Raw genomic sequence first — 15,629 nt, 5'->3', positions numbered from 1 at the left:
CTCAAATTGTTTTGATTCTTTTATTCGGATTGGTCGCATATAAAAGTGGAAGCAAAATAAAAAAACGGAATTCCTAAGAAATATGACCCCAGTTTTCATATTAGATTAACAGATAAACACTCGATTTGATCGGCAAGATTTTGAGATTCGAGTTTACTTCTATGAATTCTAGACTCAAATCTTCGCCGAGACTTTTGGTATTACTATGGAAAAACTTGCTTTTGACTTAGTTGCAAACAAAAAAAAGTCCAAATACGACATTGCCATTTCGGAAAAATTCTTCTATATCGGTCTCGGTGGACTTATCTTTTTGCTTGCCGTATTTAAAGTTTTTGAACACCATTGGGGCATAACACTTGAGGATTTCCCAGTTGTCAAGTATATGATTTATGGCCTAATGATTTGTATAATGATTGGGACTTTTTATGGACTTGTCGATTACAACGGAAATAACAGAGTTATAAAAGGAATAATAACATTTGACGAGAATGAGATAACTTTAAATCATATCGAAAGATTTGAATTATCAGAAATTGGAAATTTGAAATTCAGTTTAAATGACTATAAAGGGCGACCGATCAATTTAATCACTGATGGAGATCCAAACAGGAGTTATGGCGGTGACAATTTTGTAGAATTTAACTATCGAAATAAAACACACAAGTATCAATTTGTCATTGATTCCTTAAGACATAAGGCCTTACTCGTTGACAAGACGATTCCAAAAATGAGAGATAAAACTAAAATAAATTACTGATTTCTAAATGGCATTTGATTAATAGCCCCAGGATTTTTCGGTTAGAAATTTTAGCAATTAATCATGCGCATAATCATTGGCTACAATAAAACCAGTACCCTTGAAATATCAAATCGTAATAACCCTTTGCCTGTGCTGTTGTATGGGCTTTTCAAAGCCCGATCAAGACCTTATAACCAAAGATGTCTGTATTCTTGGTGGCAGCGAAGCGGGGTTTACCGCCGCTATACAAGCAGCGCGACTTGGAAAAAGCGTTGTACTTATTGAACCTACCGGGCACCCTGGTGGTATGGTCGTTGAAGGATTGGGCAGGGACATTCGGTTTGGCAGTGCCTGCGTAATTGGAGGCATAGCCCGTGAATTTTACGTGAAGGTAGAGCAACACTATGGTCTGGAAGCAGACTTTGAGAATCCTTCATGGTACTCCAAATACGAACCTTCCGTCGCGGAGCGAACCATCGAAACAATGCTCGCGAAGGAGAAAAACATATTACTCATACGCAAAACCAGAATACGGAAAAAAAACGGTGTCAAAAAAGAGGGTCAAAAAATAACCAAAATAGTCCTGGAAAATGGTTTGGAAATCAAGGCCCAAGTCTTCATTGACGCTTCAATTGAAGGGCACCTGATGCACTTTGCTGGAATTACCACCGAAACGATCCGCGAAGGAAACGCCAAGTACAAGGAAACACTGAACGGTATACAGGAAAAAAATACGTTTCGGCAGTTTCAGATAAAGGTGGACCCCTATTTGATCGAAGGCGATCCCAGCAGTGGATTGATCAAAACCGTGCAACCCGGAGCTTTGGGAACCCATGGAGAAGCGAGCAAATTCATTCAGGGCTTTTGTTACCGTATGTGCCTCACCAGAGATCCGGACAACGTAATCCCGATTGAAAAACCGGAGAATTATAAGTCCGATACCTATGAAATCTACAAACGCTATTTGAGAAAAGGAGGAAAACTTTTTGAACCATATCCCAACAGGCATAACGGAAAGACCGATGTGGGCAGTTGGCACGATCTTTCTGCCAACCTATACGGTGAAAACTGGGTGTATCCTTCCGGGGATTATAAAACCCAGGACAGTATCGTTCAATATCATCGCGACTTCACCCTAGGATTGATTTGGTTTTTACAAAATGACCCAAACGTAGATGCTGTCACAAGGGAAAAATGGCAGGGTTGGGGATTGCCCAAAGATGAATTTTTGGATAATGGCCATTGGCCAAGACGGTTATATATCCGAAGTGCCCGGCGAATGGTTTCCGATTATGTGATTACGGAATATGATACCCATATCAATAACCGCGATACCATTTCCGACCCCGTGGCTATTGCCTGGTGGCCACCGGATATGCACCATGCCAGACGGATAGTAAAAGATGGATATGCTTATAATGAAGGGTTTACCCATGTGGGGGACAGCAAAAGTTGGAAACCTTTTAGGATATCGTTCAAGGCCACTGTTCCGAAAAAAAATGAATGTACCAACCTCCTTACCCCTACCTGTCTTTCCTCTAGCTATGTGGGTTACGGAAGTATTCGAATCGTACCCACTTTTATGGTGTTGGGGCAAAGCACAGGTGCCATTGCCGCACTGGCAATCGATAAAAAAATGGATGTCCAGGATGTTCCTTATGGATTACTCCAAGAAGTATTGACAACGTATCATCAAATTTTGGAAATCCCGGAGAATTGGCTTGAAATCATCTCTTCGAATAATTAAATGCTTGGTTTTTCATATAAAGCGCCAACCACAATTCTTTTATCCTATTATTTGAATTTTAAGCCAAGTAGGGTTGATTGGCCGCCCCATATTGTTTAATTTAATTTGCTGAAAGCATCCACCAATTAACCCGCTTCAACTCAAGAAAAATGCCCCGAAAATTCAGAATTATCGTCCTAGTTTTCTTCACATACGTATCCTTGGCCGGACAGGAATTCACGGAGCCTGAAAAGGAACGATTCCAGGAGTTAGGAATTGATTACACACAACTACTCAATACCGAGCCGGATTATGGAGCCGATTTACGCAAGGTCCTGGAACAAGACCGTAAGTACCGAACCAATAAAACCGTGGGAACCGTATTTGGCGGAGTGGGAATTGCCACAACAGCTGGGGGCTTATTGATATTGGCTAGTAGAAATCGAGGAAATGGATTATCCAAAACGGTCATAGGTGGCGGAATGACCGCCTTGGGGGCCGTTGAATTGGGATTCTCCATGTCCATACTTTCCTTTTCAAAAAAGAAGAAAAAGGAAAGGGACAGAATACTATCGGAGTTCAACTTGGAATAGGGCCGAAAAACATGGGATGACAAAACCTTTATTTCAATTGTCCACCGCAGGCAGGCGTAAAGACTTTACCAAGACGTAAATATATTTGACCATTTTAAGCCACCCCATTAAAATCATTGGTTGGCATAAGTATAAAATCACATCTGACCCAGTAGGTAAAATCTAATAAAACTTAGATTGGAACTACCCCTGTATGTTTATCGAGTAATACCTTCGCTTGAAAGATTTTAGACAATTATAAGGTATGCTTTTCGTTATTTAGTTTCATAAACCGCCCTAACCTAAAGCTGCAGAAATCGCACCTCATGCCATTTGTAAAAATTCCCCCTCAAAACCGTTTCCTTTTTTGGCCTCTAAACCTAATGCTGCTTCTCTGCTTTAAGACCGCACGTACACAGACTTTTGAAAAACTGAATATACCCGACCTCAAAGGAGGCTACCTTGGTTTTAGTTCGTTTGTGGATTATAACAATGACGGCTATTTAGACCTATTTGTTACCGGCGTGGACTTCGCCAACCGTTTCAATAATGCGGTGTTTTACGAAAACAATGGGAATCTAAGCTTTTCCGAAAGTACCATTACGAATATTCCTCGGGTCATATATTCAGACTATTCCTGGGCAGATTTTGACAACAATGGCACCCTAGATCTATTATACGCAGGAACTACCTCGGGATTTCCGGCAGAGGGTATCACAAAGATTTATAGAAATATGGATAACGGCTGTGAATTTGTTGAAGTTCCCGTATCGCTTCCTGGCATAACCAATGGTGCCGTGGATTGGGTAGATATAGACAATGATGGCCTTTTGGATATTTTTTTGGTGGGCAATAATGTAACCAATCAAACCGAGCTTATTGTATACAAGAATCAGGGGAATGACAATTTTGTTCAACAGCCGATTCCCACTATTAATGCTTTGCCCGGTGGACGGGAAAATTTTACCAGAAGTACGGCAAAATGGAGTGATTTGGATGGTGATGGTTTGGAAGATTTACTTCTCTCCCGGTCCACCGAACTGGATTTTTCATTTGAACTGTACAAAAACCTTGGAGGGTTTCAATTTTCCAAACAGAATATTGGGCTTCCCAAATTGTCATATATGGCTATGGAGGTTGGTGATATCAATAATGATGACCGCCCGGATATAGTATTCACCGGCAGCCCCAATTTGGTGAATTTATCCGGGGATGGAACCGGGGATTTCTATGTTTTTACCAACAATGGAAATATGGATTTCACAAATACCTTCACAATTCCGGATGAAGGTGTTTTTTATAATGATATTGAACTTGGAGACATTGATAATGACGGCTTCCTGGATGCCGTCAATTATGGTACGGGGCCCTGGGGAACCTACCCGGAGATTACCAAAATTTACAGAAACGACCAAAATGGTACTTTTTCCGAATTCGCCCATACATTGCCGGACTGTAGATTTGGAGGAATAGAATTTGGAGATTTTGACAATGACGACGATACGGACATCCTTTATTTCGGTAGAATCGAGACTCCTTCGGACACCGAGATCACCTATATCTATGAGAACAAACTTCTCAATATCGAATTACCTTCGGAAATATTGGCCAAAGAAACCTGCATGTGCGACAATACGGTAACCTTTACACTAAACAACGCCTCGGATACCGTTCAATGGAATTTTGGTGATCCGGCAACAGGGGTACTCAATATGTCTTCCAATGAAAAGGCATCCCACGTTTTTTCAAATGAAGGCACTTATACCATTTCGGCGACCTATACCAAAGGGACCGTCACCGATACGCTCACTAAGGAAATTAACCTAAATGGCGTACCGATCATCACAGAGCCCACAGATTTGACAGCATGTAGGAATAATACCTCGGGATATGATTTTAACTCCCTAAAAGATATCGAAATTCTTAACGGAGCATCTTTAGCAGATTTCGAAGTGTTTTATTACGGTTCTTACGAGGATGCAGAAGATGACACGTATAGACTTTTCATGCCCTATACCCTAGCAAACAACACTGAAACCATCTATGTAAGGGTGCAAAGCACAACCGACTCCCAGTGTTTTGTTCTTACTGATTTTCAGGTTGTTCTTGAGAATCCACCAACGGCCCATCCTGTTGAAAATATCGCCGAATGTGATGACAACGGTGATGGCAGGGCCTTATTTGATTTAACCCTGTTGGAAGCAGTGATAGTGGGCAATCAAACAGGAACGACGGTTGCTTATTTTGACAGTTTGGGTAGTACGATTCCATCCAGCACTTTGAATGCCTACCAAAATTTCGAGCTAGGGAAAGAAACCATAACGGCGAGGGTTATTCATACGCAAACCGGTTGTTTTGACGAAATACCCGTGACCCTAATAGCACGTCTGCTCCCTACCGCCAATACACCGGATGTAGTGTTTGGTTGTGATGAAGATAATGATGGTATTTCTGAATACTTCGATATTTCTGGAGTGGCCGAGGAAGTGACCGGTAACCAAACCGGCATGGAGATAAGCTATTATGATAATTATGGGACCCTCTTGTCAAATCTTTCCAATCCGTACACGAACACCACACCCTATGAAGAAATCATTACTGTACGAATAACCGATAATGGCACACAATGTTTCACAGAAACGACCCTGGTATTGAAAACTTCCGAACGGCCCCAGGTGAACCCCATTAGTGACCTTTTTGCATGCGATGAAGGCGGGGGTATAGCTTCTTTTGATACCTCGGGACTTGAATCTGAACTAATAGGTAATCAAAAGGGGCTTAAACTAACATTTTCCGATGAAGCTGGTACTATATTGAATGATTTTGTTTCCAACCCATTTAAAAATCAAACGCCTTTCCAACAACGGATATCGGTAAGAGTGGAAAATGAAAGTAACGCATCCTGTTATTCAGAAACTTCTTTTAATCTAATTGTTAATACCCTTCCTACCTTAAATCTTGAAGAGACCTATTACCTATGTGATTTAGAGCCTTCATTGGAGCTTAGCGTAAACCTTGATTTTGACAGTTTTTTATGGTCCTTTGAAACGGGTTCCCAAATCTCGGATACGCATCAAGCTAGCATTGATCAAGCAGGCAATTATACCCTCACGGTAACCAAATTCATTAATGGGATCAATTGCGAACAAACATTTTCTTTTTCATTGATCCGTTCTAATTTGCCAAAAATAATAGAAGTGGAGTATCGCGATTTATCGGAGAATAATAGGATAAGGATAATAGCCGACGGCGATGGTGATTTTGAGTATTCTCTAGATGGCATCACTTATTTTGACAACAATGTGTTCGAGGAAGTGCTTGGCGGCACGTACACTGTTCATGTTAGGGACAAAAATGGATGTGGTGAAGATATCGCCGAAGTAACCTTGATAGATTATCCTAAGTTTTTTACCCCAAACGGCGATAATGTAAATGATTACTGGCAAATACTTGGAAGTGCTGAATATCCGCAAGCCTTGATCGTGGTATATGATAGGTATGGAAAAATGATTACTCAATTCGCTGCCTTGGAGAAAGGTTGGGACGGCTTGTACAATGGAACCCAAATGCCTTCAAGTGATTATTGGTTCAAGGTAAATCTCGGAAATGGTCGAATCTTTAACGGACACTTTGCCCTAAAAAGATAATCTAAAAGGATAAGGATTGGCGAAACGAAAATGCCTCCGCCTTATATCCGAAAAAAATGTAAGGGGCTTTTGGAAATCTGTCCGAGAGGATGAAGGGCATTCCCATTAATCTATTGATAGCCAAACTTCAATCGCTGGCCTTTTTCGGGTTTGCGGGTTTTGAGTAGGAATACTATTTACAGACCCATTAAAAAATAGGGCTTTGAGTTAGAAATGGACAGATATAATTGTTGGTCATATTCGCCTAAAATAATTATTGACCATATACAATTATTTTAATGCATTTAAAAATCATCATTTGAAAAGAAAAGGACTTTTTCTTGCAACCATTGTTTTCTTTCTTGCCATAAACACCTCTTACTTCTGGATTGGAAACTTAGGGATTTTTGCAATACTTATTTTCGGACTTGTTTTTATCTTGTTTTTTGTGCTTTTGGCTTTCCTTATCGGACAAATGAAATCATTGGTTAAGGGAAGGCACAATGATAAACAAAGAATTATTCTAGTTGGAACTATGGTTTTTGTCCTAGTTACTTCGCTACTCTTTCCGACTGGAATAATAAACTTTGAAAAGTTCGACAGTGAAAGTCTTTTAATTGCACAGAGAGAGGGAGCTGCCAACTGCATGACGACGCTTAAGCTAAAAGAAAACAATAAATTCATGGAAAGAAATGTCTGTTTTGGTATCTCAGAAACTAAAGGGGATTATAGAATAGTAAATGACACTATCTACTTTCATAATGTTTCATTGGGCCTACATGAAAAGGAATTTTACGAGTACGCTATAATCAAAAAGCGGAAGAATTCAGTGAGTTTTATTGGAGAAATAGTTAGATATGAGAGTTTGGCGGACACTACTGGGAATGCATTATGGATTGTAAAAAATAAATTAGAAAAATAAATAACAGTCACTAAAAATGGCTTCTATGAAAAGCCTTAGTCCAGTTCTTTAAAGTTAACCAATATTTAAATTTATGAAGCGAACCGTTTTGATTATAACTATCCATTTGTTGCCATTAATAAGTAGTGGTCAAAAAATTGAACTTGGTGGAGAATTCGGATTTCATATGTCTCAACTGGAGTATAACGGGAATACCTCTGAAAGGGTCGGGAATCTAGCAGCTTTCTTTACAATGGATTTTTTATTTTTCAAAAATTTCTCATTGGCAAGCAAGCTTGGTTACATTTCAAAAGGCGGTAAAAATCTTAATGAAAGGAATCCAAATTTTAAAGCGGATTTCGATTACGTATCTCTTTATGTCTCACCTAGATTTTACTTCTTAAGTAAAAGCAAAGTACATCCTTATGCTCATGTTAGCCCTTCTATATCATATTTACTGGGTGCCGATGCTAATGGAACCGATATTAAAGATGATACTGAAAATCTGGACTTTGGAATTCAAGGAGGTGTCGGACTGAAAATCGACCTCAAAGAAAGCTTAATTATGGACTTCAATGCTGGATTTGAACAAGGTTTTAGCCGAGTAATTTCAGTACAACCAGATCAGTTTCACAATCGTCTATTCCCTTATATAGGCATTGGAATTCGTCATTTGCTTGAATAAAGGTTTTGTTAACAAAGCCTACGGTCTGTTAAAGATAGTATTCTGTTTTAACCCATTTTTGGATTCTTCTGGAGCTTTAATTCTATGGTGCTATACCTTGGCCAAATTTCCAGGTTTAGTAGTTTACTTTTAGTATATAAGTAAAAGATATAGAGATCATTTAATGTTCATATTATACACTAATAAAACCTATGAAATTTTATCAATAAGTACCAACCGCAACTCTTTTATTGCGGCACACCAATTTTAAGCCTAATCCAGTTGATAAGCCGCTGCATTTTTATTAATTTGATTCACCAAACAACTAACGCGCTACAAACTATGAAAAAACCATCTTTTATCGCAGTCCTTACCTTTTGTGTGCTTCTACTGTCCCATCTCTCGTATGCACAGATAGATTTTTCTAAACACGTATTGGTAAAGAGCAGTGCCGACAAATGGTGGGCCCGGAGCCACGCCGACGTCAATAACGATGGGCTTTTGGATTTTTTTGTAATCCACAACAATGCCAATGGTGGAGCCCTTCTCTGGTATGAGACCGTGCCCGGTTTCGGGGAATCCAAAAGACATGTCATCGCGGAAACCAGCCCGGAAGGCCAAACCTTTGCCGCCGGTGACTTGGCCTCGGGCGATATTGACAATGACGGGGATATTGATGTTTTAGGTCCAGCTAGTCCCGGTGAATGGGGCGGTGCCAGCGAACCGCTTACGTTGTACTGGTATGAAAACCCGGGTTGGGAAGCGCATAAAATTGCTGTATTCCCCTCCTTTGTCAAGGATTTTGACCTGGAAGACCTCAATGGCGATGGAAAACTGGATGTAGTAGGCACCACCCATCATTCGCGCCGATTATTTGTATATCGCCAAGATAACCCGGACACCTGGAGCAAAGCCACCGAGGTGTATGTGGAACACCTTCATGAAGGGCAACATGTTGGGGATGTGGACGGTGATGGGGATTTGGACGTCGTTTCCACCGCTTTTTGGTTTAAAAATCCCGGTGGCGACATGACCGGTATTTGGTCCGTAAAATCCATTGACCCGTATTGGAACAGTGATGATGGCTATGATTGGATCCACAATTCCACAAAGATTTTCTGTGCGGACATCGATGGGGACCAACGCGATGAAGTCTTTATCTCCTGTTCCGAAAAATTTCGTACACGCGTGGCCTGGTACGACCTTAATCCGGACTGTGGTGACCAATGGGTAAAACATGAAATAGGAACCAACGCCTTTGCGCACACCTTACAGGTAGGCGATATGGACAACGATGGCGACTTGGACGTACTATCGGGCAACAATGGAGATCAAGGGTACCCCGAGGCAAGTCCCGTAATCCTTTTTTTGCAGGGCGAAGGGGAATCCAATAAGCCCATTTGGCAGGAGCAAATATTGACCATGGAGGGCGCCTACAATTCCTATATCGGCGATGTTGAAGGCGATGGCGACCTGGATTTTTTCCGGTATGATGGCCATGAGGGAAAATCCTATGAACTCTGGCTCAACAAAACGGTAGATAAGTAAGAGCTCCCCCGCTGTTAGGTGTTGCTGTTTTGAACCGGTTTCTCGAGGGCCTTCCTATCCCAAGTTTTGTATCCCTCTGACCAAATCAATGGGTCGAATTGTTTACTTTTAAAGTATCCCTAAACGATATATAGCTTGTATGAGCTGTATTTCCCCGATAGTCGGCATCAAAACATGCGTTATGATTGAAATTGATAATCCAGCATTTAATTATGATAAATATGGACAGCAGTATTCAGGTCATAGACGGGCGGATCCAAGAATAGCTGAATTTGTTTTTCAAGAATTGGATGAATCAACGACCATTCTTAATGTTGGAGCCGGTTCAGGGTCATACGAACCGGATAATACATATGTGGTGGCTGTTGAACCTTCCATGGTTATGCGCAAGCAAAGAATTGCAAACAACAAAGTCCCCGCAATTAATGCAAAAGCGGACGCCTTGCCCTTTGATGACGATTCTTTTGATATCTCAATGGCCATGGTTACCGTTCATCATTGGCCGGATATAAAAAAAGGATTACTTGAACTCAAAAGAGTTTCAAGGAAAAAAGTTGTTATTATGACTTTCGATCCGGATTGCCTAAATGATTTTTGGAACGCCGAATACTTCCCCGAAGTCATTGAAATAGAAAAAAAGAGATACCCAACAAACGACTTCATTATTGAATGTCTTGGCGGAAACTGTACTATTGTTCCGATTCCCATTCCTTTCGATTGTGTAGATGGATTTCAGGAGGCTTTTTATGGTCGCCCAGAAGCATTTTTAAGCAAGGAGGTACGATTAAATCAATCGGCTTGGGGGTTCTTACCTGATGGAATGGAAGAGAAAATCGTTAAAAGACTGGCGGATGATCTAGAGTCCGGGAATTGGGATAAAAAATATGGCAACCATCGGGAGTTAAAAGAGTTTACTTGTGCATTAAAACTAATCGTAGCTAAGTACTAACAACCCATAAACCCGATGTATTTATTTGCTAAAAAAGAGGTTTGGACTACTTGATCGAAACAAAAAGATTGGGACTTCGGAAGCTTACGCAAGAGGATGTCGCTCCCCTTTATGAAATATTGAGCGATGCCGAGGTGATGCAATATTATCTGGCACCCTATACTTTGGACGGGGTAAAAGATTGGATAGGTCGAAGTATGGACAGTTACCAAAAAAATGGATTTGGACTATGGGCCGTTATCCTAAAGGAATCAAATGATTTCATAGGACAATGCGGCATTAGTTTACAAAATATAGATGGGGCATACGTCCCGGAAATTGGCTACCATGTCCATAAATTATATTGGAACCAAGGCTATGCCACAGAGGCGGCCGAGGCCTCCCTTGCATACGGATTTCAAAACTTCGGCTTTGAAAGCATCTTTATTCATACCTATGTTAAAAATAGTCCCGCCCAACGTATCGCCGAAAAAATTGGAATGAAAAAAACAAAGGAATATGACAAGCACTTTAGCACACATAATCTGATTTGGAGACTCGTAGTCTATGAAATAATCAAGAAGGAATCCATGTCCGCCTAATACGAACCCATATGAAAAAAATAGGATATCTACTGATCTTTGGATCAATTGCCCTAGGTTGCAAAGAACAAAAACAGCCTGCCGAATCGCAAAAAGAGACTACTGAATCACGGCAGCTAAGCCCGTTTGAAAAAATGGAGGAAGAAAGTCTAAAAACCGAATTTATGGGTATTGCCACCTCGCAAGGCATGGATAAGGACTTGTTTCCCATCACCTCAACAGGGGTTACTACGCTTCCCATAAAACTGGCGGGTGAGGAATTCTTAAAATCCCTTAGCCCAAAACAACTGGAAAAAACCCAATTCGACATCCAGGACGATGAATGGCGAAAATGGTGTAATGTGGACAATGGTATCTATACGCGCCAAGGCATAAGCCTTAAGGAAATGGATCAGGAGCAGCGAAAATTGGCTTTTAATCTGATGCAAAATGCATTGAGCGCAAAAGGATTGCAATTGAGCAAGGACATCATGAAAACAGACCAGACACTCCGTGAATTGAACAACGGCAATCCTATCTATGACGAAGAGCTTTATTTCTTTACCATTATGGGAAACCCGTCCTTGACCGAACCTTGGGGCTGGCAAGTAGACGGACACCATTTGGTCATAAACTATTTCATTTTGGGAGACCAGGTGGTAATGACCCCGACCTTTATGGGAGGGGAACCGATAATAACGACTTCGGGAAAATACAAGGGCAATACCCTCTTTCAGGACGAACAAAATTTAGGCCTAAAGTTTATGCAATCCCTCCCCAAGGAACTACAAAAGGAAGCTACCTTGTCTACCGAAAAAGTGGATAATGATATCCGGGCAGAAGCATTTTCGGATAATGTTATTATCGATTTCCAGGGGCTACCGGTAAGCAAGATGTCCAAAGAACAAAAAGAAGCGTTATTGGACTTGGCCTATCAATACATTTCAAATATGCGGGAGGGGCACGCCAAGGTAAAGATGGAAGACATCAAAAAGCATATGAATGAAACCTACTTCGCCTGGATAGGACAAACGGATGAAAATGCCGTATTCTATTATCGTATCCATAGTCCCGTTGTTATTATCGAATTTGATCATCAAGGGCCAATTGGTATACGAGGGAATGGAAGACAACCCACAAGAAATCATATTCACACCATAGTAAGAACCCCGAATGGAAATGATTATGGAAAAGATTATCTAAGGCAGCATTTGGCAAAGCACCATCATTAAGTGCCCCTACCAATGGGCTACACGTGATACAAGTAAAAGCGTTAAAATGATAACAATACCTAAACAAAATGAAGGAAAAAGAAATCATCCGGAACGGGGAAGGTGAAAACTACGACTATTCCCAAGATCATTGTTTCATCAAGCTTTCTTCACAGAGGACCAATGGGGAACTAAGCTTTGTTGAGGACGCCTTAAAACCAGGGTTCTATTTGGGGCGACATCACCATAAGATAATGACAGAGGTCTTTTATATCCTTGAGGGAGAAGTGGAATTCATTTTTGATGATGAATCGATTACAGCAGTGCGGGGAGATACCCTAACCGTTCCGCCCCATGTTTGGCATGCCGCCAGATGTGAAAAGGGAGGCAAAATGCTTACGATATTCAAAAATGGCCAGTTTGATCTGTATTTGGAAAAACTATCAAAACTATCCGACAGTAATTTTGCGGATGCGGAACTTATGAAGTCCATTTCCGCTGAATTTGATATCTACGAGGAATAAATTGAAGAAATAAGCTCACCTTTTAATAAAAAACCATGGCCCATAAAAATCCGGAAGTCGACGAATACCTTAAGAGGAAGAATCACCCCTTGGAGGCCGAAATCCAAAGGGTTCGGGAAATTATCTTAAATACCCATCCCGATATCGAAGAAACCATAAAATGGAGCAGTCCAACCTTTATGTATAAAGGAAACATGGCTTCATACTTTATGAATGCCAAGAAGCATGTAAGTCTAATGTTCCACAAAGGAGCGTTTATCAACGATACTACCGGACTGCTTCAGGGTGATGGTAAGGAGGCAAGGACGGCGAAATTTGGAAGTATGGAGGACATAGAAAACCGTAAAAAGGATTTAGAGAGCGTGGTACTGGCCTGGATAAAGATGCGAGATGATTCGTGATAAAAGCATCCCATAATGTATACGTTGAATTGTCATGATAATTTATACAAACCTTAGCGAGAACATAAAAAAATAGGCCTATGAAAGTAGTACGAACCCCGGAAGACCGATTTGAAAATTTACCCGATTACAACTTCCAAGGCAACTATATGGAAGTGGAAAAAGATTTGCGACTTCATTATTTGGATGAAGGTGACAAAGAGAACCCCACGGTGCTTCTTCTGCATGGAGAACCCAGTTGGTCCTTTCTCTATCGCAAGATGATTCCTATCCTTTCAAGGGATTTTCGGGTAATTGCCCCCGACCTCATCGGGTTTGGTAAATCGGACAAACCGGTCGATCGGCAGGATTACTCCTATCAAAAGCACATGGATTGGACCTCCATATTTATCCAGAAACTTGACCTTAAGGATATTATCCTGTTCTGTCAGGACTGGGGTGGATTGATCGGTCTTCGATTGATTACCGAAATGGAAAATCGATTTTCAATGGTCATTGCTTCCAATACTGCCTTACCAGCAGGTAAAATTCCTATGCGTGAAAGTTTTTTAAAGTGGCGAGCCTATTCTCAACATTCACAGGGATTTAACATTGATAAGGTCATAGACATGGGAACCTTACGGCCACTTGCCGAAGAGGTAATGGCAGCCTACAATGCCCCCTTCCCTTCAGAGGAATACAAGGCCGGGGCCAGAATCTTTCCCATGTTGGTCCCAATTGATTATGATGACCCTGAAGCCGCCAAAAACCGACAAGCCTGGGAAAAGTTAAGACAATGGAACAAACCCTTCCTAACCATTTTTGGGGACGGGGATGACATTATGAAAGGAGCTGAACAGCTTTTTCAAAACCTGGTGCCAGGGGCTAAAGGGCAAAATCATACCCTTCTAAATGCGGGACATTTTATTCAGGAAGAAAAAGGGGAAGAACTTGCTGAACTATTGATAGCGTTTTACCGAAGCAATACCACAGGTATAAATTAAGCAGAATTGAAACCATGTTCGGTTTAGAATTGTAAGGGTGGTTTCAATCAAGAATAAAAAGCATCTCAAACGGAAAGTTTTACATTTGCCACCATATCATTATACGATTGATTAATTTCCAAATATTCAAGAAAAAAGGATTATGAGTAACACTGCCTGGCAATTTGAACATTCGGTCAGATGTAATTCCGACAAATCCTTTGCATGGGCCTTTTGGACCGATGTATCTAATTGGCAACGCCTTGAAGGAAAGGCAGTGGAATGGATAAAGCTCCATGGGCCTTTTGCGGTAGGCACTTTAGGTGCAACCCAGACTCCGGGGCAAAAACCCTATACGTGGAAAATAATACAGCTGGATCCCGAACACTCCGCCACCATCGAGATGCCCCTGGATGGTGCGGTATTTTGCAATGTGATGATTATGGAATCCATTAATCCAGATTCGATCCAAATTACCCAACGTTTGAGTTTGAACGGTACAAAAGCCCCTGATTTTGTCGAGGGCGTGCGAACGTTTGAAACAAGTGCCCCCCAAGGCCTTGCCAAATTGGCGAAAGCGATTGAATCCGCCTATAATACAGTCCGATTTCCAAAACTAAACGCTGACCCGAGTGATACTATAAAAATGGAAGAACTGGAAACCTTATACCTTACCGAAAGAAAAGCATGGCGGGAATGGCTTCGAAAAAATTTTGAAAAAAAGAACGCCATTTGGTTGGTATATCCTAAAAAGTCTACCGGAAAACCTAGAATTGAATACAATACCGCCGTGGAAGAGGCTTTGTGCTTTGGTTGGATCGATAGTACCGTTAAATCCCTCGATGCTGACCATACCATACAGCGGTTTACCCAAAGACGGCCTAAAAGCGGTTATTCGCAAGCCAATAAGGAACGGTTGAAATGGTTGTTCAAAGAGGATATGCTCCACCATTCGATCAAGGAAAGCGTCCAGCCCATAGTTGATCAGGAATTCAAGTTTCCTTCCGACATATTGGAGGAAATACGGAAGAATCCCAAGGCCTGGGAAAACTATCAAAAACTTTCGGATCCGTATAAGCGAATACGAATTGCCTATATTGATAGTGCCCGAAAACGCCCGGAAGAGTTCAATAAACGGTTGTTGAATTTCATAGCCAAAACACAGGAAAACCAATTGATTAAGGGGTTTGGAGGAATTGACAAGTATTATTAAGAAAAGAAAATTGGAAAACATCAACCTTGGCCA

14 protein-coding genes are annotated in these 15,629 nt (G+C 41.1%); all 14 read left to right on the top strand.

Features of this window, described 5'->3' with window-relative positions; all coding sequences use genetic code 11:
• The first annotated feature begins 205 nt into the window (after positions 1-205).
• The 14 genes from ACO06Y_RS07850 (at position 206) to ACO06Y_RS07785 (ending at position 15,596) form a co-directional block, all read left to right on the top strand.
• Entirely contained in the window at positions 206-757 is a 552-nt protein-coding gene (locus ACO06Y_RS07850) for a hypothetical protein (RefSeq protein ID WP_422083288.1), read from the top strand.
• Between the two features lie 100 nt (positions 758-857).
• A complete protein-coding gene (locus tag ACO06Y_RS07845; protein WP_422083287.1) occupies positions 858-2,486 on the top strand; it encodes an FAD-dependent oxidoreductase in 1,629 nt (542 codons plus the stop codon).
• 149 nt (positions 2,487-2,635) lie between these two features.
• Positions 2,636-3,058: a hypothetical protein gene (locus tag ACO06Y_RS07840; RefSeq protein WP_422083286.1), complete on the top strand. Its 423-nt coding sequence runs from the start codon at positions 2,636-2,638 to the stop codon at positions 3,056-3,058.
• Positions 3,059-3,420: 362 nt separating this feature from the next.
• The gene (locus tag ACO06Y_RS07835) at positions 3,421-6,684 is read left to right on the top strand and encodes a T9SS type B sorting domain-containing protein (RefSeq protein ID WP_422083285.1); all 3,264 of its coding nucleotides are present in this window, start codon (positions 3,421-3,423) and stop codon (positions 6,682-6,684) included.
• A gap of 298 nt (positions 6,685-6,982) precedes the next feature.
• Positions 6,983-7,585 (top strand): hypothetical protein, encoded by a 603-nt coding sequence (locus ACO06Y_RS07830; RefSeq protein ID WP_422083283.1) that lies wholly within the window; start codon positions 6,983-6,985, stop codon positions 7,583-7,585.
• Between the two features lie 73 nt (positions 7,586-7,658).
• Entirely contained in the window at positions 7,659-8,249 is a 591-nt protein-coding gene (locus ACO06Y_RS07825) for an outer membrane beta-barrel protein (protein WP_422083282.1), read from the top strand.
• Positions 8,250-8,570: 321 nt separating this feature from the next.
• On the top strand, positions 8,571-9,776 hold the full coding sequence (locus ACO06Y_RS07820) for an FG-GAP repeat domain-containing protein (protein WP_422083281.1): 1,206 nt from the start codon (positions 8,571-8,573) through the stop codon (positions 9,774-9,776).
• 181 nt (positions 9,777-9,957) lie between these two features.
• Positions 9,958-10,725: a class I SAM-dependent methyltransferase gene (locus ACO06Y_RS07815; RefSeq protein ID WP_422083280.1), complete on the top strand. Its 768-nt coding sequence runs from the start codon at positions 9,958-9,960 to the stop codon at positions 10,723-10,725.
• Between the two features lie 41 nt (positions 10,726-10,766).
• Entirely contained in the window at positions 10,767-11,306 is a 540-nt protein-coding gene (locus tag ACO06Y_RS07810; RefSeq protein ID WP_422083279.1) for a GNAT family N-acetyltransferase, read from the top strand.
• A gap of 11 nt (positions 11,307-11,317) precedes the next feature.
• A complete protein-coding gene (locus ACO06Y_RS07805) occupies positions 11,318-12,517 on the top strand; it encodes a DUF3500 domain-containing protein (protein WP_422083278.1) in 1,200 nt (399 codons plus the stop codon).
• Between the two features lie 68 nt (positions 12,518-12,585).
• Positions 12,586-13,020: a cupin domain-containing protein gene (locus tag ACO06Y_RS07800; RefSeq protein ID WP_422083277.1), complete on the top strand. Its 435-nt coding sequence runs from the start codon at positions 12,586-12,588 to the stop codon at positions 13,018-13,020.
• A 35-nt stretch (positions 13,021-13,055) separates the two neighbouring features.
• On the top strand, positions 13,056-13,421 hold the full coding sequence (locus ACO06Y_RS07795) for a DUF1801 domain-containing protein (RefSeq protein ID WP_422083276.1): 366 nt from the start codon (positions 13,056-13,058) through the stop codon (positions 13,419-13,421).
• Between the two features lie 80 nt (positions 13,422-13,501).
• Complete coding sequence (locus tag ACO06Y_RS07790) at positions 13,502-14,404, top strand: haloalkane dehalogenase (RefSeq protein ID WP_422083274.1); 903 nt, start codon at positions 13,502-13,504, stop codon at positions 14,402-14,404.
• A gap of 142 nt (positions 14,405-14,546) precedes the next feature.
• Positions 14,547-15,596 carry a YdeI/OmpD-associated family protein gene (locus tag ACO06Y_RS07785; protein ID WP_422083273.1) on the top strand — a complete coding sequence of 350 codons (1,050 nt, stop codon included), beginning with the start codon at positions 14,547-14,549 and terminating at the stop codon, positions 15,594-15,596.
• Positions 15,597-15,629: the final 33 nt, after the last annotated feature.

Origin of the sequence: Ulvibacterium sp. (genome assembly GCF_965228935.1) — a bacterium.
GTDB lineage: Bacteria > Bacteroidota > Bacteroidia > Flavobacteriales > Flavobacteriaceae > Ulvibacterium.
This window is presented reverse-complemented; position numbering and strand designations above follow the sequence as displayed.

Bases quoted from the DNA above. Each gene is read 5' to 3' on its own strand.
- ACO06Y_RS07850 (WP_422083288.1), top strand. From the start codon at position 206: ATGGAAAAACTTGCTTTTGACTTAGTTGCAAACAAAAAAAAGTCCAAA.
- ACO06Y_RS07840 (WP_422083286.1), top strand. From the start codon at position 2,636: ATGCCCCGAAAATTCAGAATTATCGTCCTAGTTTTCTTCACATACGTA.
- ACO06Y_RS07835 (WP_422083285.1), top strand. From the start codon at position 3,421: ATGCTGCTTCTCTGCTTTAAGACCGCACGTACACAGACTTTTGAAAAA.
- ACO06Y_RS07825 (WP_422083282.1), top strand. From the start codon at position 7,659: ATGAAGCGAACCGTTTTGATTATAACTATCCATTTGTTGCCATTAATA.
- ACO06Y_RS07820 (WP_422083281.1), top strand. From the start codon at position 8,571: ATGAAAAAACCATCTTTTATCGCAGTCCTTACCTTTTGTGTGCTTCTA.
- ACO06Y_RS07815 (WP_422083280.1), top strand. From the start codon at position 9,958: ATGATTGAAATTGATAATCCAGCATTTAATTATGATAAATATGGACAG.
- ACO06Y_RS07805 (WP_422083278.1), top strand. From the start codon at position 11,318: ATGAAAAAAATAGGATATCTACTGATCTTTGGATCAATTGCCCTAGGT.
- ACO06Y_RS07800 (WP_422083277.1), top strand. From the start codon at position 12,586: ATGAAGGAAAAAGAAATCATCCGGAACGGGGAAGGTGAAAACTACGAC.
- ACO06Y_RS07795 (WP_422083276.1), top strand. From the start codon at position 13,056: ATGGCCCATAAAAATCCGGAAGTCGACGAATACCTTAAGAGGAAGAAT.
- ACO06Y_RS07790 (WP_422083274.1), top strand. From the start codon at position 13,502: ATGAAAGTAGTACGAACCCCGGAAGACCGATTTGAAAATTTACCCGAT.
- ACO06Y_RS07785 (WP_422083273.1), top strand. From the start codon at position 14,547: ATGAGTAACACTGCCTGGCAATTTGAACATTCGGTCAGATGTAATTCC.